Annotated in this window: 15 protein-coding genes; 4 read left to right on the top strand and 11 right to left on the bottom strand. The window is 74.2% G+C overall.

Going from position 1 to position 18,326, the window contains the following annotated elements:
- Positions 1 to 398: 398 nt before the first annotated feature.
- Positions 399 to 1,403 (bottom strand): stage II sporulation protein M, encoded by a 1,005-nt coding sequence (locus ACIO5D_RS06980; RefSeq protein WP_400794156.1) that lies wholly within the window; start codon positions 1,401 to 1,403, stop codon positions 399 to 401.
- A 213-nt stretch (positions 1,404 to 1,616) separates the two neighbouring features.
- Here ACIO5D_RS06980 and ACIO5D_RS06975 point away from each other — a divergent pair, with 213 nt between their 5' ends.
- A complete protein-coding gene (locus ACIO5D_RS06975) occupies positions 1,617 to 2,525 on the top strand; it encodes an RDD family protein (protein ID WP_400794154.1) in 909 nt (302 codons plus the stop codon).
- A 33-nt stretch (positions 2,526 to 2,558) separates the two neighbouring features.
- Here ACIO5D_RS06975 and ACIO5D_RS06970 read toward each other — a convergent pair whose 3' ends face one another.
- Positions 2,559 to 3,194 (bottom strand): hypothetical protein, encoded by a 636-nt coding sequence (locus ACIO5D_RS06970; RefSeq protein ID WP_400653307.1) that lies wholly within the window; start codon positions 3,192 to 3,194, stop codon positions 2,559 to 2,561.
- Positions 3,195 to 3,314: 120 nt separating this feature from the next.
- Between ACIO5D_RS06970 and ACIO5D_RS06965 the strand changes: the two genes are divergently transcribed.
- Both ACIO5D_RS06965 and ACIO5D_RS06960 read left to right on the top strand, forming a co-directional pair.
- A complete protein-coding gene (locus ACIO5D_RS06965; protein WP_400653305.1) occupies positions 3,315 to 3,833 on the top strand; it encodes a SigE family RNA polymerase sigma factor in 519 nt (172 codons plus the stop codon).
- Positions 3,830 to 4,891: a hypothetical protein gene (locus ACIO5D_RS06960; protein ID WP_400794152.1), complete on the top strand. Its 1,062-nt coding sequence runs from the start codon at positions 3,830 to 3,832 to the stop codon at positions 4,889 to 4,891. The genes ACIO5D_RS06965 and ACIO5D_RS06960 overlap by 4 nt, the downstream gene beginning before the upstream one ends.
- A 71-nt stretch (positions 4,892 to 4,962) precedes the next feature.
- On the opposite strand, the gene ahcY is transcribed toward ACIO5D_RS06960, so the two are convergent.
- The 6 genes from ahcY to ACIO5D_RS06930 form a co-directional block, all read right to left on the bottom strand.
- Entirely contained in the window at positions 4,963 to 6,411 is a 1,449-nt protein-coding gene (ahcY, locus tag ACIO5D_RS06955; RefSeq protein ID WP_363613101.1) for an adenosylhomocysteinase, read from the bottom strand.
- A gap of 347 nt (positions 6,412 to 6,758) precedes the next feature.
- Entirely contained in the window at positions 6,759 to 7,733 is a 975-nt protein-coding gene (locus ACIO5D_RS06950; protein WP_363613103.1) for a cation diffusion facilitator family transporter, read from the bottom strand.
- A gap of 115 nt (positions 7,734 to 7,848) precedes the next feature.
- The gene (locus tag ACIO5D_RS06945) at positions 7,849 to 9,123 is read right to left on the bottom strand and encodes an SIS domain-containing protein (RefSeq protein ID WP_400794150.1); all 1,275 of its coding nucleotides are present in this window, start codon (positions 9,121 to 9,123) and stop codon (positions 7,849 to 7,851) included.
- A gap of 110 nt (positions 9,124 to 9,233) precedes the next feature.
- Positions 9,234 to 9,416: a Trm112 family protein gene (locus ACIO5D_RS06940; RefSeq protein ID WP_363613107.1), complete on the bottom strand. Its 183-nt coding sequence runs from the start codon at positions 9,414 to 9,416 to the stop codon at positions 9,234 to 9,236.
- A gap of 87 nt (positions 9,417 to 9,503) precedes the next feature.
- On the bottom strand, positions 9,504 to 10,889 hold the full coding sequence (locus tag ACIO5D_RS06935) for a phosphomannomutase/phosphoglucomutase (RefSeq protein ID WP_400794148.1): 1,386 nt from the start codon (positions 10,887 to 10,889) through the stop codon (positions 9,504 to 9,506).
- A 164-nt stretch (positions 10,890 to 11,053) separates the two neighbouring features.
- The gene (locus tag ACIO5D_RS06930; RefSeq protein WP_363613111.1) at positions 11,054 to 11,419 is read right to left on the bottom strand and encodes a DUF3499 domain-containing protein; all 366 of its coding nucleotides are present in this window, start codon (positions 11,417 to 11,419) and stop codon (positions 11,054 to 11,056) included.
- A 163-nt stretch (positions 11,420 to 11,582) separates the two neighbouring features.
- Here ACIO5D_RS06930 and ACIO5D_RS06925 point away from each other — a divergent pair, with 163 nt between their 5' ends.
- Positions 11,583 to 12,035: a metallopeptidase family protein gene (locus ACIO5D_RS06925; RefSeq protein WP_363613113.1), complete on the top strand. Its 453-nt coding sequence runs from the start codon at positions 11,583 to 11,585 to the stop codon at positions 12,033 to 12,035.
- A gap of 67 nt (positions 12,036 to 12,102) precedes the next feature.
- Here the strand turns inward: ACIO5D_RS06925 and ACIO5D_RS06920 are convergent, their stop codons facing one another.
- The 3 genes from ACIO5D_RS06920 to ACIO5D_RS06910 all read right to left on the bottom strand — a co-directional run bounded on the left by ACIO5D_RS06920 (position 12,103) and on the right by ACIO5D_RS06910 (position 18,222).
- Positions 12,103 to 13,836: a DUF5719 family protein gene (locus ACIO5D_RS06920; RefSeq protein ID WP_400794146.1), complete on the bottom strand. Its 1,734-nt coding sequence runs from the start codon at positions 13,834 to 13,836 to the stop codon at positions 12,103 to 12,105.
- Positions 13,837 to 13,842: 6 nt separating this feature from the next.
- Positions 13,843 to 17,721, bottom strand: a complete 3,879-nt coding sequence (locus tag ACIO5D_RS06915) for a glycosyltransferase (RefSeq protein WP_400653296.1) — start codon at positions 17,719 to 17,721, stop codon at positions 13,843 to 13,845.
- A 228-nt stretch (positions 17,722 to 17,949) separates the two neighbouring features.
- The gene (locus ACIO5D_RS06910; RefSeq protein ID WP_238862849.1) at positions 17,950 to 18,222 is read right to left on the bottom strand and encodes a WhiB family transcriptional regulator; all 273 of its coding nucleotides are present in this window, start codon (positions 18,220 to 18,222) and stop codon (positions 17,950 to 17,952) included.
- Positions 18,223 to 18,326: the final 104 nt, after the last annotated feature.

The following is an 18,326-nucleotide window of genomic DNA, read 5'->3' as shown; positions in this document are numbered from 1 at the left end:
GCTGTTGAGTTCTCAAGGAACGGACACTTCCTTCAGGCCGCCTTCCAGCGGGCCCTCCGGGCGCTTCGTTCTTTCGTGTTCCCAGCTTATCAGATCCGCGCTGCCGGTTTGACCGGCGTTTGTTTCCCTGAATTCCCGCTGGGGGGATTTCCTTCACTTCGCTCCGAAGCTTATCAAAGCTTTCGGTGTGCTCAGTTCCGGAATTTACCTCGTCGGAGGGAGCGCATTCGTAAAACACGCTGGCCTCGTTCGGCGGTGTCGCAGACACTAGCGCCCGAGCCCGACCGTTGTCCAGTCGGTCTCAACCGTTCAAACCTACTAGCCCACCGCCACCACGTCAATGGTTTTGCTGGGATGTGAGAACAGTACCAGGTCAGAGGCCTGTGGATCACATCGGCTCAGGCCGCGACCGGCTGCAGGTCCGCCCGGTCGGCCGCGTCCAGATCGCCGGTTTCGCCGGCCGCGGCGGCCTTCCGGCCCAGGACGAGGGCGTACAACAGGAACGCCACCTCCGCGGCGGCTCCGATCGCGATACGCGCCCAGGTGGGAAGGCCGGACGGGGTCACAAAGGCTTCCAGGACACCGGAGACGGCCAGAACGGTCGTCAGGCCGATGGCCATCCCGATGATGGACCGGCCCTGTTCGGCCAGCGCCGTCCCGCGGGTGCGCGGGCCCGGGTCGATGATCGTCCAGCCGAGGCGCAGGCCCAGGCCGCCGGCCACGAAGACGGCGGTCAGCTCCAGCAGGCCGTGTGGAATCAGCAGGCCGAGGAAGACGTCGAGCCGGCCCGCCGAGGCCATCAGGCCGATGCCGAGGCCGAGATTGAGGACGTTGGTCCACAGCACGAAGAGCACGGGGATGCCGAGCGCGATGCCGTAGAGCAGGCACTGCACCGCGATCCAGGCGTTGTTCGTCCAGACCTGCGCCGCGAAGGAACCGGCCGGGCGGTCCGAGTAGTACGCCTCGTACTCGCCGCCGGGCCTGGTCATCTCCCGCAGCGTCTCCGGCGTGGCCAGGCTGTTGCGGACCTCCGGGTGCGCGGCCACCCACCAGGCGACCACGGCGGTGGCGAGCAGAGAGAGCACGGCGACCGGCAGCCACCAGCGGCGCGAGCGGTGGAGCGCGGCCGGGAAGCTCACCGTGTAGTACCGCGCGACGTCCCGCCAGCCGCTGCTGCGGCTGCCCGTGACCGCGTCGCGGGCCCGGGAGACCAGGCTGGTGAGCCGGCCTTCGAGGGTGGGGTCGGGCGCGGCGGCCTGGACCTTGGCCAGGTGGCCGGTGGCGCGTTGGTAGAGGGTGACGAGCTCGTCGGCCTCCTCACCACTGAGCCGGCGGTTCCTGGCGAGGGCGTCCAGCCGGGCCCACTCCCCCTGGTGGGTGGCGACGAAGACGTCCAGGTCCATTCGGCGGCTCCAGGGTCGGCGCGGGGCGCGCGGGGCAGTCGGGTGCGGGTGCGGCCCAGCATGCCAGCCGACGGGGCCGCCCCGGCCGCCGGGACCTCACTTCCCGCACGGGTGCGCGGCCCCGTATGTTGACGACTGCAGATCGGGGTCGTGGGGGACGATCCGACGGACGTCCCCTCCCCCACGGACCACCAATGGGAACGGACGGGTGTCTTGAGCGACCTGGTGACGGGTGAGGCGGTCGTCCTCGGCCTGCGCACGGCGAAGCTTCCCAGCAGGGCGCTGGCCATCGCACTGGACCTGATCGTGCAGTCGGCCGCACTGGTGCTGTCGTCCCTGATCCTGGGCATCGTCCTCACCGGGCTCGACAGCGCGGCCTTCGCCGCCCTCACGCTCGGGCTGCTGGTGTTCTTCATGGTCGCCCTGCCCGTCATGGTCGAGACCCTCACCCGCGGACGTTCGCTCGGCAAGGCCGCCCTGGGCCTGCGGGTGGTACGCAGCGACGGCGGGCCGGTGCGGTTCCGGCACTCGCTGGTGCGCGGCCTGGTCGGCTTCTTCGAGATCGTCGCGCTGAGCGGGGTGCCGGCCGCGATCTGCTCGGCGGTGTCCTCGGACGGCAAGCGACTGGGCGACATCTTCGCGGGGACGCTGGTGGTCCGCGAGCGGGTGCCGGGCGGCGGCGCCGCGACCGCCCTGCCGGTGGTGCACCCGCAGCTGTTGCAGGCGATGGGCGCCGAGCTGGTCGCGATGGATCTCTCCGCCGTGCCGGAGCCGCTCTGGCTGGCGGTCCGCCAGCTGCTCGGGCGGATCGGCGAGCTGGACCCGGCGGTGGCGCACCAGATGTCCGCCCGGCTCGCCGACGACCTCTCCGCCCGCACCGGGCACCCGGTCCCGTACGGGCTGCACCCGGCGGCCTACCTCGGTGCGGTGCTGACCGAGCGGCAGCGCCGGGAGTGGACCAGGGCGCAGGGCCACGCGTCGTACCGGCAGCCGGCCCCGGCCGCCCCCGCGACACCCACCGCCGCTGCGGCTCCCACGGTGCCCAGCGCGACCGGGGCCCCTGCGGCGCCCGCCCCCGCCCCGCCGCAGTCCCCCGGCACGGGCTTCGCCCCGCCGGCCTGACGCCCCGGGCTCAACCGCTCGGCCCACCGCCGCTCAGCCCCCGAACCCGGCCGGCCAGGCGTTCGGCGGCGACGCCAGCTCCTCCAGCTCGACCCCGGCGGCCGCCAGCACCACGTCCCCCGCGAGGTGGACCACCTGCTGCTCGCCCGTCTCCAGGTCGGCCACCTGGTACCGCTCGACCAGCAGCGGCCCCGAGTCGGTCCGGTGCGTCTCCACCCCCTCCAGCAGCCACCCCTGGTCGAAGGTGCGCGGCGCCAGCACCGGTTCGGAGAACGCGACCAGCCGCACCCGCGCACTGGCCCCCTCCCCCAGCCGTAGCAGCCGGGCGGTCGCGACCAGGAAGGCCGGCGAGCGCCCGGTGAAGCCGTGCGCTCGGTCGTGGCCCTCCGTCGCGTGCTCCCCGGCCGGGTCCGCCGCGTCGGTGCGCACCCACGCCACCCCGTCGACGGCCCCGCCGCGCACCTGCCAGCCGCCCGCCCGCAGCTCCATCCGCAGCGGACGGCTGCGCGAGTCCAGCGTCAGGTCGACGGTGCCGACGACCTGGCCGTCCGGCCCGTACGTCTTGGAGACGTACCGCCAGCCGGCCGGCCCGGGCGCGCAGCTGAAGCGCTCCTCCCCGAGCAGCACGTGGTCATGGGTGTCGTGGAGCGAGTACCGGCCGTTGGGCATGGTCCGAAGCCTACGTGGGCGGTCCGGCCCGGTCGGCATGCAACGTTTACGGCGGGTGCCCGCATTAGGGGGGTGGGCGGCGCGGATCCGCGCCTCCGATCCGGAGGAAGGGGGGCGGGGATGGCGGGGCAGGCACGCGAAACGGAGTTCACCGAGTACGTGGCGACCAGGAGCGGCTGGCTGCGCAAGGTCGCCTATCTGCTGTGCGGGGACTGGCACCGCGCGGACGACCTGGTCCAGGAGAGCGTGACCAGGCTCTACATCAACTGGCCACGGGCCGGACGGATGGAGAACCTCGACGGCTACGCCCGCAGGGTGCTGGTCAACATCTTCCTGGCCGAGCAGCGCTCGTCCTGGTGGCGGCGGACCACCCGCAGCGGCACCGACCGGGAGCTGGACGCGGCCGCCGTCGGCCCCGACCTCGACGCCTCTCTCGACCTGCGGCAGGCCCTCGCCACGCTGCCCCCGCGCCAGCGGGCCACCGTGGTGCTCCGCTACTACTGCGATCTGACGGTCGACCAGGCGGCCGAGGCGATGGGCTGCTCGTCGGGCAACGTCAAGAGCCAGACCTCGCGCGGCCTCGCGACGCTCCGGCACACCCTCGCCGCCCTCCCCGTCGCCACCGAGAGGACGCCATGACGACCGACAAGCCTCGCGACCTGACCGAGCAGCTGATCGCCCTGGCCGACCAGCCCGCACCGCCCACCGCCCTCGACACCGCCTGGGCGATCGTCCAGGGCCGGGCCCGGCTGCGCCGCCGGCGGCGGGCCGCCGTCGGGGCTGCGGCCGCCGCCACGGTGGTGGCCCTGGCCGCCTCACTGCTCCTCCAGGCGCCCGGTGGCGCCCCGGCGCCCGCCGTGCCGGTCGTCTCCCCGTCACCGCCCATGACGTACCTCGGTGCCGACCCGCTCACCACGGAGGTCCGGTTCGGCTGGCTGCCGGACTGGGTCGGCGGCCGGACCGGCATCAGCTACAACCCGCCGGACGCCGAGATCATCGGCCCGTCCGACGCCGACGGCCACATCGCGGCCCGGGGCAAGGGGTCCGACGCCCCCCAGATCCTGCTCTCGCTCTACCCGGCCGGGTCCGAGCCCGTGGAGAGGGATCCGGGCGGATGGCCACTGGCCGAGGAGGAGGCCCCGCCGGTCAACGGGAAGAAGGCCTACTGGGCGCTCCCCCTCAGTGACCGGGAACCCAACGCCGTGATGCTGCGCTGGCTGACGCCCTCGGGTCGCTGGGCGGAGATCACGGCCCACGGCGGCCGGCCGGAGGACGTCTCCCGGGACGTCCTGCACCGGGTCGCGGCCGACGTCCGGTACGGGCACTGGGACGTCCCCCTGCCGCTGCGGATCACCGACCTGCCCGGCGTGGTCAAGGTGGCCGAGGCGCGCCTCCTGCGGTCGGATCCGGGCACGGACGACTGGTCGTTCGATCTGGTGCTCCGGGTCGACGGCCGGACCCTCGCGGTCACCCTGAGGCCGGACGTGCCCGGGCCGAGCCCCACTCCCACCACCCCCGGCAGCTACGGCCGCTACGTGCCGCTCTGTTCGGTCGACCGCGGCGTGCGGGTCTGCGCCCAGATGACGGAGGACCCGCCGCCGTCGCTGGAGCGGCTCGGCGGCGTACCGGCGGTGCTCGACCGCATCCAGGCGCTCGGGCTCGACGACAGCGCCTGGGTCACCGACGTCCTGCGCTGACACCCGCTGAACGCGGCCGCGGCCGGCACCCCTTGAGCAGGGGCACCGGCCGCGGCCGTCGGGTCAACGGATCAGTAGCGGTACTGGTCCGCCTTGTACGGGCCCTCGACCGGGACGCCGATGTAGTCGGCCTGGTCCTGGCTCAGGGTGGTCAGCTTCACGCCCAGCGCGTCCAGGTGCAGCCGCGCGACCTTCTCGTCCAGGTGCTTCGGCAGCACGTAGACGCCGATCGGGTACTGCTCGGTCTTCGTGAACAGCTCGATCTGGGCGATCGTCTGGTTCGCGAAGGAGTTGGACATCACGAACGACGGGTGGCCGGTCGCGTTGCCCAGGTTCAGCAGACGCCCCTCGGACAGCACGATGATCGTCCGGCCGTCCTCCTTGCGCCACTCGTGGACCTGCGGCTTCACCTCGGTCTTCACCACACCCGGCAGCTTCGCCAGACCGGCCATGTCGATCTCGTTGTCGAAGTGGCCGATGTTGCCCACGATCGCCTGGTGCTTCATCCGGGCCATGTGCGAGGCCATGATGATGTCCTTGTTGCCGGTCGTGGTGATGAAGATGTCGGCCGTCTCCACCACGTCTTCCAGCGTCGCGACCTGGTAGCCGTCCATCGCGGCCTGCAGCGCGCAGATCGGGTCGATCTCGGTGACGATCACCCGGGCGCCCTGGCCGCGCAGCGACTCCGCGCAGCCCTTGCCCACGTCGCCGTAGCCGGCGACGACCGCGACCTTGCCGCCGATCAGCACGTCGGTGGCGCGGTTGATGCCGTCGATCAGCGAGTGCCGGCAGCCGTACTTGTTGTCGAACTTCGACTTCGTCACCGAGTCGTTGACGTTGATCGCCGGGAACAGCAGGTTGCCGTCACGGTGCATCTCGTACAGGCGGTGGACGCCCGTGGTGGTCTCCTCGGTCACGCCCTTGATCGTGGCGGCGACCTCGGTCCACTTGTTCGGCGTCTCGACCAGGGTGCGGTTGAGCAGCTCCAGGATGATCCGGAACTCGTCGTTGTCCGCGGTCGACGGGTCCGGCGCGGCCCCGGCCTTCTCGAACTCCACACCCTTGTGGATCAGCAGCGTCGCGTCGCCGCCGTCGTCCAGGATCATGTTCGGGGTCTTGCCGTTCGGCCAGGTCAGCGCCTGCTCGGTGCACCACCAGTACTCGTCCAGGGTCTCGCCCTTCCAGGCGAACACCGGCACGCCCTGCGGGTTCTCCGGGGTGCCCTCCGGACCGACCGCGATCGCCGCGGCCGCGTGGTCCTGGGTCGAGAAGATGTTGCACGAGCACCAGCGGACCTCGGCGCCCAGCGCCGTCAGGGTCTCGATCAGCACCGCCGTCTGCACGGTCATGTGCAGCGAACCGGTGATCCGGGCGCCGGCCAGCGGCTGCGAAGCGGCGTACTCCGCGCGAATCGCCATCAGGCCGGGCATCTCGTGCTCGGCCAGCTGGATCTCCTTGCGCCCGAACGGCGCCAGGGAAAGGTCGGCGACCTTGAAGTCACCGGTGATGTCGGTCGACATGCGTCTGCTCCTCGCTGATGGGGTGGGGCATGGCCACGGTCCTGGCGTGCGTTGCGGCACGGCGGGGCTGCACGGGTGCGCGGCAACGCCGGGGTGCCCGGTCCGTGGAGGACCGGCTCCCTGCTGCGCAGCACAAACCGTCGGAGGACCTCTCTCCCTCGACCGGCGGGCACCCGCACGAGTGCGGACCGCCGATCGACCGCCATCAGCAGCGACGTTCTGGCTCTGGTGACGAATCTACACCGGCGGTCCGGACGGGCGGCTCGGGATGACCGTTTTTCGGCCGGGGGAGGCCCCGCTCTCCAGCGGAACGAGAGCCCGGCCCAAGGACTTTGGGCGAAATATCGTCAGTGCGCCGTGAGCCCCGGGCCGCCGGGGGTGGCCGCCGGGTCGTCACCCTGGGCGGCCTTCTCGGCGCTGTAGACGTCCGGTTCCAGGTAGATCGCCCGGGCGATCGGGACGGCCTGGCGGACCCGTGCCTCGGCGGCGTCGATGGCCTCGGCCACCTGGGCGGCGGTGTCCTCCGCGTTCACCCCGATCTTGGCGGCGACCAGCAGTTCCTCCGGGCCCAGGTGCAGGGTCCGCATGTGGATGACCCGGGTGACGGAGTCGTGGTCCACCAGCGCCTCGCGGATCCTGCGGACCGAGTCCTTGTCGGCGGACTCGCCGAGCAGCAGCGACTTGGTCTCCAGGGCCAGCACCACGGCGATCACCACCAGCAGGATGCCGATGCAGAGGGTGCCGGCGCCGTCCCAGACGCCGTCCCCGGTGATCACGGTGAGCGAGACGCCCAGCAGCGCGAGCACCAGACCGATCAGCGCGCCGGCGTCCTCCAGCAGCACCACGGGCAGCTCGGGGGCCTTGGCGGTACGGATGAACTGCACCCAGCCCTGCCCGCCCTTGGCCTTCGCCGACTCGCGCATCGCGGTCAGGAAGGACCAGCCCTCCATCCCGATGGCGAAGAGCAGCACGCCGACCGCCCAGTACCAGGAGTCCAGCTCCTCCGGGTGGCTGATCTTGTGCCAGCCCTCGTAGATCGCGAACAGACCGCCGACGCTGAACAGCACGATGGCGACCAGGAAGCCGTAGATGTAGCGCTCGCGGCCGTAGCCGAAGGGGTGCTCCTCGTCCGCCTCCCGGCGGGCCCGCTTGCCGCCGATCAGCAGCAGCACCTGGTTCCCGGAGTCGGCGACCGAGTGCACGCCCTCGGCCAGCATCGAGGAGGAGCCGGTGAAGCCGAAGGCGGTGAACTTGGCCACCGCGATCGCGAGGTTCGCGGACAGGGCCGCGACCAGTGCCTTGGTACCGCCTTCGGTGCTCATGCTGAGGAGGGTCCCTCCGTCGGGGGGCCGTCCACACAGCCCGCGCTCCGCTCCGCCGGATCCGTCCCGGTCGGAGTCGTCGAGCGCATACGGTACCGGGCCGCCGGGAACGGCCTCAGGACTGCACCGCCGCGAGCCCCAGGTAGACGGCGGCGAAGTCGGTGAGGGCCACGAGGTCGGCCAGCGCGTGCAGCGGATCGGGCCGGGTGCTGGCGTACTCGGTGAGCCGGACGTCGTGGGCGGCGGCCAGCCGGTGCGCCCGGGAGGCCCCGAACCCGCGCGGGCCCTCGTCGTCCTCCGGCACCTCGACCGGGCCGCCGCCGTCCTGCTCGCCGGGATCACCGGGACCGCCGGACCCGCCCACGCCCCCGGGGACGTGGCGCAGCAGCAGGACCTGGAGGTGCAGCGGGTCCGGCTCGTCCACCCGGTCGCGGAAGAAGTCGTCGGGGTCGGCGCCCGCGCCGAGCTGGCCGGTGAACATGCCGCGGTGCGCGGTGAGCACCTGCGGCAGCGGCCCGGCCAGCGCCGGGCGCCCGGCCCGGTCGGCGAGCTGGGCGGCGAACCGGCCGGCGGCGGCCCCGGCCACCGGCCCCTCGGCCCAGAGCAGCGGGACGGTCCCGGCCAGCCGGGCGGCCAGGCTCTTGGCGGGGTTGGTGTACGCGGCGGCGTCCGGGCGGCAGCGGACGGCGGTCGCGTCGAGCAGGTCGGCGGTGGCCGGCAGCGCGTCGTACGGCAGCTGGGTGACCCCGAGCTTCTGGGCGAGCGCGAGCAGCGGGGTGAGGTGGGCCCAGAGCGCGGCCGGGTCCTCGGCCGGCAGGTCCGGCTCGGCGGACGGTCCCGGCGGCGTCTCGGCCTCGGGGAGGTTGGACGGCACGTACGGCAGCGGCAGCGCGCGCACCTGGAGGGCGGCCTCGGCCAGCGGGCTGCCGGCGGGGGCGGTGACGACGAGGGCGCAGCCCCGCGCGTACGCCTGCTCGGCGAGGCCGATCAGGCCCCGTTCGCCGCCGTCGGCGGAGCTGATGACCAGCAGGTCCAGCGGCCCGACCCAGCCGGGGAGCTGCCAGGCCAGCCCGGCGGTGAAGACCGGCGGCGCGGTGGCGCGGTCCACCCGTGGCACGGCCGCGACGTCGGTCGGCGGCAGCGGGGCGACCAGGCTGGCGGTGCCCGCCAGGACGGCGAGGATCTCGCCCGCCGTCAGGGCGCTGCCGTGGCCGGCCACCAGGACGGCGCGCGGACGGCCGTCCGGGCGGAGCCGGTCGACGCCGGCCGCCTCGGCGAGCCGCAGCGCGGTGCGGACCCGGGCGCCGGAGCCGGCCAGGGCGAGCAGGGCCCGGTCGTGGTCGGCGCGCTGGAGGGCGGCCGGGTCGTCGAGCAGGGTGTCGTCGAGCATGCGGCGGGCCTCCGGCTGCTGGCTGGGCGCTGCGGGCTGAGCGGTGGTGCGGCCGACGGGTGCGGGCGTCCGCTCCCGGACCGTCCGCCCCGAGGTGTCCGCCCCAAGGATCAGGCCGGGCGGCGGGCCTCGTCCACCAGCAGCACCGGAATGCCGTCCCGGACCGGGTACGCCAGGCCGCAGGTCTCGCCGGTGCAGACCAGTTCGGGCTGCTCCTCGGTGCCGCCCTCGGTGAGCGCGGCCCGGCACTGCGGGCAGACCAGGATCTCCAGCAGGAAGGATTCGAGCTTCATGAGGTGTCGGGCTCCAGATCTCGGGGGTGGCACGGCGGTGCCCCGGCCAGGAGGAAACCCTACCGGCCGGGGCACGCGGGTTGTGCGTCAGGCGCGGACGATGGCGAGCACGCCGTCCCGCAGCTCGGCCATCCTGGCCGGATCCCTGGCCTCGACGTTGAGGCGAAGCAGCGGCTCGGTGTTGGAGGCGCGCAGGTTGAACCACCAGTCGGGGCCGGCGACGGTGAGGCCGTCCAGCTCGTCCACGGTGGTGCCCTCCAGGCCGGCGTACGCGGCGCGGACGGCGGCCGAGCGGTCGGCCTGGTCGGCGACGGTGCTGTTGATCTCGCCGGAGGCGGCGTAGCGGTCGTACTCGGCGGTCAGCGCGGAGAGCGTGCCGTCCTGCCCGCCGAGGGCGGCCAGCACGTGCAGGGCGGCGAGCATGCCGGTGTCGGCGCGCCAGAAGTCGCGGAAGTAGTAGTGCGCGGAGTGCTCGCCGCCGAAGACGGCGTCGGTGACGGCCATCTCCTGCTTGATGAAGGAGTGGCCGACCCGGGTGCGGACCGGCTTGCCGCCGAGCTCGCGGACCACCTCGGGGACGGTCCAGGAGGTGATCAGGTTGTGGATGACGGTCGGCTCGTCCTCGCCGGCGGCCTTCGCCCGGGCGATCTCACGGACGGCGACCAGCGCGGTGATGGCGGACGGGGAGACCGGCTCGCCGCGCTCGTCGACGACGAAGCAGCGGTCGGCGTCGCCGTCGAAGGCGAGGCCGAGGTCGGCGCCGGTCTCGCGGACCTTGGCCTGGAGGTCGACCAGGTTCTTCGGGTCGAGCGGGTTGGCCTCGTGGTTGGGGAAGGTGCCGTCCAGCTCGAAGTACATCGGGACGAGCTCGATCGGCAGGCCGTCGAAGACGGTGGGGACGGTGTGGCCGCCCATGCCGTTGCCGGCGTCCACGGCGACCTTGAGCGGGCGGATCGTGCTGAGGTCGACCAGGCCGAGCAGGTGGTCGGCGTAGCCGCGCAGGGTGTCCTGCGCGGACAGGGCGCCGGGCTTGACGTCCACGGCCGGGACGGTGACGGTGTCGTCCTCGCCGGTCCAGGACTCGACCAGCTCGCGGATCTCGGCCAGGCCGGTGTCCTGGCCGACCGGGGCGGCGCCGGCGCGGCAGAGCTTGATGCCGTTGTACTGGGCCGGGTTGTGGCTGGCGGTGAACATCGCGCCGGGCAGGTCGAGCTTGCCGCTGGCGTAGTACAGCTGGTCGGTCGAGCAGAGGCCGATCTCGACGACGTCGGCGCCGTAGGAGGCGGCGCCCTCGCCGAAGGCCCGGCTCAGGGACGGCGAGGAGGGCCGCATGTCGTGGCCGACCACGATCGCGGTCGCTCCGGTGACCCGCACGAACGCGGCGCCGAAGGCGCGCGCGAGGGTCTCGTCCCACTGGTCCGGGACAACGCCTCGTACGTCGTACGCCTTCACGAGCTGCTTGAGGTCGCGCACTGCGGCTCCACCCTGGTCTCTGTCTGATCGGTGTGCGTGTGATCGGCGGGCTGGTCGCCCCCGGTCACGATAGGTCGGGGTACCGCGCCGTTCGGTCGGCGGTAGACGGGCAGCGTACCGGGGCCGGACCAACGGTCCGTGCGCGGTGTGGTCCGGGCCGGGCGTCAGTTGTCGGGCGAGCGCAGCACGCGGAGGTGGCCGCGGCGGCTGCCTTCGATGGATTCGCCTGCGGGCCCGCGGCCCTGACGGGGGGTCTGCGGGCGGGCGGCCTCGCGGACGGCGTTGGCGAGCGCTTCCAGGTCGTCGCTGCTGCGGCGCAGCGGCCCGGCCTCGGCGGCGAGCCGGACGACCTCCCAGCCGCGCGGGGCGGTGAGCCGCTCGGCGTGCTCGGCGCACAGGTCGTAGCAGTGCGGCTCGGCATAGGTGGCGAGCGGGCCGAGCACGGCGGTGGAGTCCGCGTAGACGTACGTCAGCGTCGCGACGGCCGGCCGGCCGCACGCGGTCCGCGAACAACGACGTACAGAGCTCACGAGGGTGGACGGTACCGCACTCCCCGCCGGGGAGCGAAGACCGCCTGCCCGGAGGGTGTGCCGTGTCGCGCTCCGCGCGCCCGTCCGTGCACCCGTCGCCCGGCGCTATTCGCTGTCGGAGTGGTCCACTTCCGACCGTCCAAGGACTACCCTCGGCAGTGATATGGACAGCTCTGCACCGCAGTCATCGACGGGGCCCTCGCGCCGCCCCCGGCACCGCGACCGGCACGGCAGGGGCCTGCGCGGCCCGCTGGCGCCGCCGCAGGTGCCGATCTCGCTCACCCGCTCCGAGTTGTTCGACGACTACGTGCGCGAGTCGGTGGAGCGTCTCGAACGGCGTTGGCCGCAGTTGATCGAGGTCGAGTTCGCCGTCCAGGAGGTGCCGCTGCACGAGGCGGACGGCGCGGACCCGGACGGCGGGGTGCCGCTGGGCCGGGTGTCGCCGGGCCGGCAGGGGCGCAAGAGCCAGATCGTGGTGTACCGGCGGCCGGTGGAGATCCGGGCGAAGTCGCGGGAGGACCGCGCGGCGCTGGTGCACGAGATCCTGATCGAGCAGGTGGCGGAGCTGCTGGGGCTGTCGCCGGACGCCATCGACCCCCGCTACGACGAGGACTGACAGCGCGAAGGGGCGGTACCCGGGTTCGTCCGGGTACCGCCCCTCGGTGTCGCGGGGTGTCGCGGCGTCAGCGCAGCACGACGTCCGGGTCCTGGGCGGCCTGCGGGACCTTGACGCTGCTGCGGTCGTCGCGCAGGGCCTGGACGGTGAACATCGGCACGTCCTTGGTGGGGATCGCGAGCATCCGGGCGGCCACCACCGGGCCGCCGGAGACGGTCTCCACGGTGAGCGCGAAGCTGCCGTTCAGCCCGCCGGGCTCGGGGGCCGGGAGGGCGACCGTGCCGCCGGGCGGGACCTCGACGTCCTTGGTGGCCGGGGTGCCGCCGCCGGTGCCCGCCGAGGCGGTGACCCGGACGGTGGCGGCGTCACCGGTGGAGGTGAGGAAGAGCGTGGACGCGCCCCCGCCGCGGTTGTCGGCCACGGTGGCGCGGGCGCCGACCGGCACGGTGCCGGTCAGCCAGGCGGCGTCCGACTTGCCGTTCTGGCCGGTGCGGTCGATCCGCAGGCCGGCCACGACCGGGGTGGGGTGCTTGTCGTCGCTGGGCGAGAGCCGCAGACCGGCCACCTCGTCGCGGGTGATCTTGCCGAGGTCGACGGCGGCCACCATGCCGGCCTTGACGTGGATGGACTCGTTGCTGGCCGGGGTGAACCAGCCGTTCTTGCCGGAGAGCTCGATCTTCAGGTCGGCGTCGTCCTCCGGCGGCGCCCAGACGATCAGGCGGGCGGCGGCGGTGTCGGCGGGCAGGCCGGGGAGCACCTGGGTGGGCGCCGGGTCGGCGGAGGCGGGGATCCAGTCGGCGCCCTTGCCGCCGTCGGCGGCGTGCAGGGCGGCGCCGATCCGGCCGCTGCGGGCGACCACGTGCACGGCGAGGTCGGTGACCGCGCCCTTGCTGATGGTCGGCAGCAGCACGGACTGCGAACTGCCGGGAGCGACGGTGATGCCGTTGGCGGCGTCGTTGTCGATCAGGCCCTTGTCGCCGTACAGCTTGATGTCCACGACGGCGGCGGTCGACTCGGTGTTGACCAGGCTGACGTAGTCGGTGCGGTCGCCGGCGGTGCTGGCCCCGGCGAACCAGAAGCCGGTGCCGGCCGGGGTGCAGGTGATGCCGGACAGGCCCAGGCCGCGCTGCTCGGTGACGGTGGTGGTCTGGGTGACGGTGAAGCCGGGCGCGAAGGCGCCGGTGGCGACGGCCCCGGCACCGGGGGCGGTGTCGCCGTTGGCGGCGGGGGCGGCCACGGGGGTGCCGGGCTTGGCCAGGTTCAGCCGGGCGTCGGCGGGAGCGCCGCCCTTGTCCGGGCCGCCGGACGCGGCGGGCGCCGGGGTGGCGGCCGTGGTCGGGGCGGCGGACGGCGCGGCGGTCGGAGCGGTCGCGGGGGCCGCCGCGTCGGCCGCCCAGCCGGCTCCGCCGGTGGCGGCGCCGGTGCCGGGCGGGGTGTACGCGGTGAGGGTGGTCGAGCCGGTCAGGCCCTGGAGCGGCTGCGGGCAGACCACGGCCGTCCGCTCGACCTGCGCGGTACTGGCGGTGCCGCCCTGGTCGGCCTTGGCCGGCGCGGCCGGCGGGCGCAGCTCGGCGACCCCGAAGACCACCGCGAGCACGGCGGCGGCGGCCAGGAACGACTGGGTGGTCTTCGTTCCCCCCGAGGCCCGGGAGGGCCCGGAGGACCCCGACGACCCCGGGGCCCCTGCGGCCGTCCGGGCGGAGCCCGAAGATCCGGCGGACCCGGCGGCCGCGGACTGCTCCGGGGCCCGGCCGTCGACGGCCTCGGCCTTGGGCTTCTTCTTGAAGGCGGGCTTCTTCATCGCGGGTCAGCTCCCCGATCCGTGGTGGTGCGGGTACCGGCCCGGCCCGTTGGGGTTGTTCGGATCATTCGGGTCGTTCGGGTCGTAGTAGGGCTCGGCCTGCGGCTGCCCCGGTACCCACGGCTGCTGCTCGGCCTGCTGGTAGGGGTCGTAGGCGTACTGCTGGTCCTGCTGCTGGTAGGCGTCGTAGCCCGGCTGGCCGCCCTGCGGGTAGGCCTGCGGCTGGTAGCCGTCCTGGCCGTACCCCTGGCCCTGGCCCTGGCCGCCGTACGGGGCGGCCGCGGGCTGCTGGGCGGTGTAGGGGTCGTAGCTGTACGGGTCGGCCTGCTGGTACGTCTGGTACGGGTCGGCGTACGGCTCGGCGTCCTGGACGGCGGCGGCCGCCTCGACCGCCTCGACCGGCGCCTCGCCGGTGGCCTGGTGCGGGATCGCACCCGGCCGGCCCTCGTACACCCCGCCGTCGTCGGGGCCGCCGTCGCCGCCCTCGCCGCGTTCGGCCATCCGGCGGGCCCGGCGGCTGCCGGGGGCGGGCGCCTGCGCCTGGGCCGCGGCGGCCAGCGCGGCGGCGGCCACCACCTCCTCGGGCAGGTCGTCGTCCTTGTGGCTGCGGCGGCCGGGCAGGGCCAGCACCAGGACGGTCAGGCCGAGCAGCAGCTGGGCCCAGATCCAGCCGGTGTGCAGCAGGCTGCCCTCACGGGTGACGACCAGCTTGCCGCCGGCGGCCGGGAGCTTGAAGCCCTGCGCCCAGCCGTCGACGGTGGTGGACTCCAGCGCGGTGCCGTCCAGGGTGGCCTTCCACCCGGGGGCGGCCGCCTCGGCGAGGCGCAGCACCCGGCCCTCGGGGCCGGCCGGGACGGTGGTGTCGAGGTCGCGCTCGCCGGAGGGGACCACGACCGGGCCGGTGCCCGGGGCGGTGATCACGGCGCGGGTCGCGGGGGTGCCGCTGACCTGCCAGAGCGCGGCGGCGCCGTCCTGGTTGACCTTGACCAGGCCGGGGGTGGTGTCCAGGACGTCCTTGAAGGTGGCGATCACCGGCTGGTCCACCAGCACGTAGGCGATGCCGTAGCCGGCCAGCGCACCGGCCTGGTCGGCGCCGGAGCCGGCCAGCAGGCTGCCGACCATCTTGTCGAGGCCGCTCCCGGTGCCGGTGGCCGGGTCCACGGTGGACTCGGCCTGGCCCAGGGTCAGGCCGGCCCCGCGCACCAGGGCGTAGCGGACGGAGCCGCCCTTCGGGTCGCCGGTGACGAGCAGGGTGCGGGAGCGGTCGGTGGTGCCGGCCTCCTCCGCGATGAAGGCGGGCACCTGGGCGGACTGGGCGCGGTGCAGCGGTCCGGCGGCGCCGGTGACGGCCCACCAGATGCCGGTGCCCAGCGGGGCGAGCACGGCGGCGGCCACCACCAGCGCGGCGACCGGCTGGCGCCAGCCGAAGGCGATGCCGGCCACCCGGGCGTTGGCGCCGTCGGCGCCGATGGCCGCGGCGGCCAGCAGGGCGATGCCGGCGAGCAGGGTGGCCGGGCCTGCCCAGGCGGGCACGGCCGGGCCGCCGGAGGCGGGGGTGACGGAGGTACCGGCCACCACGACCGCGAAGACCATCCCGGCGCCGGCGGCGCCCCAGGCGGCGAGGACGGCGCGGCGGCGGTCGGCGCGCAGCAGGGCGGCCAGCGCGGCGAGCACCACGCCCGCCGACAGCCAGACCGGCGGCACCCCGGCGCCGCCGGGGTTGACCAGCACCAGGCCGAGCGCGTCGGCGCCGCTGCCGTGCAGTCCGGGCAGGCCGGCCTCCAGCAGCAGCCGCTGGGGGTGCGAGAGCACCTGCAGCGACCAGGGCGCGAGCACCAGGACCGGCACCCCGAGGATCAGCAGGACGCGCAGACCGAGCAGGCGCAGCGCGTCGAGGCCGGAGCCGAACGCCCCGCCGCGGACCACCGCGATGGCCAGCATGGCCAGGCAGAGCGGCACGGCCAGCGCCCAGACCAGCGGGACGAACGCGGTGGCCAGGGTGAGCAGCAGGACGGTCATCCAGGCGGGGCGCCAGCCGGGCCGGGCGCCCTTGGCGGCGGTCTCGGCGCGGATGCCGAGACCTGCGGCGATCGCGGCGGCGCGGGCCAGCGGCGGCAGCAGGACGGCGAGGACGGCGGTGCCGATCCGGCCCTGGGCGAGCGCGCCGGTGGCGGCGGGCAGCAGGGCGTAGGTGGCACTGGCCCAGGCCCGGACCAGCTTGGAGTCGAGCAGCGGCCGGGAGACCAGGTAGGCGCTGACGGCGGCGAGCGGCACCGAGAGGACGACCAGCAGGGTGACCGCGAGGTCGGCGTGGTCGAACAGGATCCAGGAGAGCACCGCCAGCACCCCGAGGTACGGGGGTGCGGCGGCGGTGGATCCGGTGCCGACGGGGTGCCAGGCGCCGGCGTACATGTCCCAGAGACCGGAGGCGCCGTCGGTGGCGGGCAGCAGGGCACCGCCGAACAGGGCGCCGCCGCCGAGCAGGCCGCGGCAGGCGATCAGGGCGAACACCAGCAGGGCGGCGAACAGGACCGGCGCCGGGCGCCGGGCCAGCTTCTTGATCAGCGTGAACTGCTCGACGACCAGGTCCTCGGACTCCTCGTCGCCCGGTCCGGCCTCGACCGAGCCGTGCCGGCCGGCCCCGGCGTCGTCGCCGCCGCCGATGCCGAGCGCGCCGACCACGCCCTCGACGGCGAGCCGGGCGGTGGCCCCGGGCGCCGGGAAGAGCGTCCGGTCGTCCAGGGCGTCGGCGGCCCGGGTGCGGGCGCGCCGTTTGCGGGCGGCCAGCAGCCGGGGCAGCCGGATCAGCTCGTGGCCGAGACCGGCGAGTTCGTCGAAGGCCTGCTTCGGGTCCTTGCCGAGCAGGTTGGCGACGACCCGCAGCAGGGTGCCGAGCACCAGCCGCAGCAGGACGTAGGGGAAGAGCAGGCCCCTGGTGTTGGAGAGCAGGGTGAAGACGGCGCCGGCCTTGTCCAGCCGGTGCGGGTGGGAGGGGCCGCAGTCGATGGCGCGGCGCTCGCGGCTGGCGGCCTCGGCGTGCCGCAGCACGGCGTCGGGGGCGACCACCACGCGGTGGCCGGCGGCGTTGACCCGCCAGCAGAAGTCGGTGTCGTCGCGCATCAGCGGCAGGGCCCGGTCGAAGCCGCCGAGCTCCTCGAAGACGTCGCGCCTGACCAGCATGCCCGCGGTGGAGACGGCGAGCACCGGGCGGACCTGGTCGTGCTGGCCCTGGTCCTGCTCGCGGCGGTCGAGCCCGGTCCAGCGGCGACCGGAGCGGGCGATGGTGACGCCGACCTCCAGCAGCTGGCGGCGGTCGTACCAGCTGCGCAGCTTGGGGCCGACGACGGCGGCGCTGGGGGTGGAGTCGGCCACCTGGAGCAGTCGGCGCAGCGCGTCGGTCTGCGGTTCGCAGTCGTCGTGAAGCAGCCAGAGCCACTCGACCGGCTGGGTCTCGCGGGGGCCGCCGCGGCCGAGGTCGTCCTCGTGGCCGAGCGGGTCGCCGAAGTCGTCCCAGCCGCCGGTGACGGGGTCGTAGCCGGAGGGGTCCAGCCGGTACGGGAGGTCGTCCGGGCGCAGCGGCGCGGCGCCCGCGACGGCCTCGCCGACGGCGGTGCCGAAGCCGGCCCGGCGGCCGAGGATCAGTGGGCCGCTCTCGGGGAGCCAGTCGCCGAGGGTGTCGGCGAGCAACTGCGGAGAGTTGTCGGTGGAGCCGGTGTCGACGGCGAGCACGCGCTGGACCTGGCGGTCCTGGCCGAGCAGGCCGGCGAGGGCCTGCGGCAGCCAGCGGGCGCCGTCGTGCGAGACGATCACGGCGGTGACCAGGTGACGCGGATAGGCGGGCGGCCTGGCAGCGGTGAAGCCGCTCTGGTGGCTGTAGACGGTCATCGCGTGCGCGGGCCCCAGTTCTCGGTGGACACAGCCGGTGAACGGCAACCGGATGGCGCACCACACTAACGGCTCTCGATGGCCTCGTTGTTCGCGGTGTCCGTGCAGAGGCGGTACGCCCGGTCCGGCGGGGATGTCCGGAACGCGAAAGCGCCCCACCAGCACGGTGAGGCGCTCGTCCTGCTGTGCGGTTGTCGAAGAGTCAGAGAGGGTCAGGGGCCGACCCGGTCAGACCGCGCTCTTCTTGAGCCGACGGCGCTCGCGCTCGGAGAGGCCGCCCCAGATGCCGAACCGCTCGTCGTTGGCGAGGGCGTACTCCAGGCACTCGGAGCGGACCTCACAGGCGAGGCAGACCTTCTTGGCCTCGCGGGTGGAGCCGCCCTTCTCGGGGAAGAAGGACTCCGGGTCGGTCTGGGCGCACAACGCGCGCTCCTGCCAACCGAGTTCCTCTTCGTCCTCCTCGATGCCGTCACCGATCAACAGCTCAAAGAGCTCGCTCATGTGGCGCGCCTCCTCTGCCCCTATTGGCGTCCCCGTGGTTGCCGTTGCCTCGTGCGGCGGACGACACGAGTGAAATTACAGTTGCGTCACTCTGGCTCAGTCAA

The organism is Kitasatospora sp. NPDC087315 (genome assembly GCF_044744345.1).
GTDB lineage: Bacteria > Actinomycetota > Actinomycetes > Streptomycetales > Streptomycetaceae > Kitasatospora.
The sequence above is the reverse complement of the archived record's forward strand: the minus strand, read 5'-3'. Positions and strand labels throughout refer to the sequence as shown.

Bases quoted from the DNA above. Each gene is read 5' to 3' on its own strand.
- ACIO5D_RS06920 (WP_400794146.1), bottom strand. From the start codon at position 13,836: ATGAAGAAGCCCGCCTTCAAGAAGAAGCCCAAGGCCGAGGCCGTCGAC.
- ACIO5D_RS06965 (WP_400653305.1), top strand. From the start codon at position 3,315: ATGGCGGGGCAGGCACGCGAAACGGAGTTCACCGAGTACGTGGCGACC.
- ACIO5D_RS06950 (WP_363613103.1), bottom strand. From the start codon at position 7,733: ATGAGCACCGAAGGCGGTACCAAGGCACTGGTCGCGGCCCTGTCCGCG.
- ACIO5D_RS06915 (WP_400653296.1), bottom strand. From the start codon at position 17,721: ATGACCGTCTACAGCCACCAGAGCGGCTTCACCGCTGCCAGGCCGCCC.
- ACIO5D_RS06925 (WP_363613113.1), top strand. From the start codon at position 11,583: ATGGACAGCTCTGCACCGCAGTCATCGACGGGGCCCTCGCGCCGCCCC.
- ahcY (WP_363613101.1), bottom strand. From the start codon at position 6,411: ATGTCGACCGACATCACCGGTGACTTCAAGGTCGCCGACCTTTCCCTG.
- ACIO5D_RS06980 (WP_400794156.1), bottom strand. From the start codon at position 1,403: ATGGACCTGGACGTCTTCGTCGCCACCCACCAGGGGGAGTGGGCCCGG.
- ACIO5D_RS06960 (WP_400794152.1), top strand. From the start codon at position 3,830: ATGACGACCGACAAGCCTCGCGACCTGACCGAGCAGCTGATCGCCCTG.
- ACIO5D_RS06940 (WP_363613107.1), bottom strand. From the start codon at position 9,416: ATGAAGCTCGAATCCTTCCTGCTGGAGATCCTGGTCTGCCCGCAGTGC.
- ACIO5D_RS06945 (WP_400794150.1), bottom strand. From the start codon at position 9,123: ATGCTCGACGACACCCTGCTCGACGACCCGGCCGCCCTCCAGCGCGCC.
- ACIO5D_RS06970 (WP_400653307.1), bottom strand. From the start codon at position 3,194: ATGCCCAACGGCCGGTACTCGCTCCACGACACCCATGACCACGTGCTG.
- ACIO5D_RS06910 (WP_238862849.1), bottom strand. From the start codon at position 18,222: ATGAGCGAGCTCTTTGAGCTGTTGATCGGTGACGGCATCGAGGAGGAC.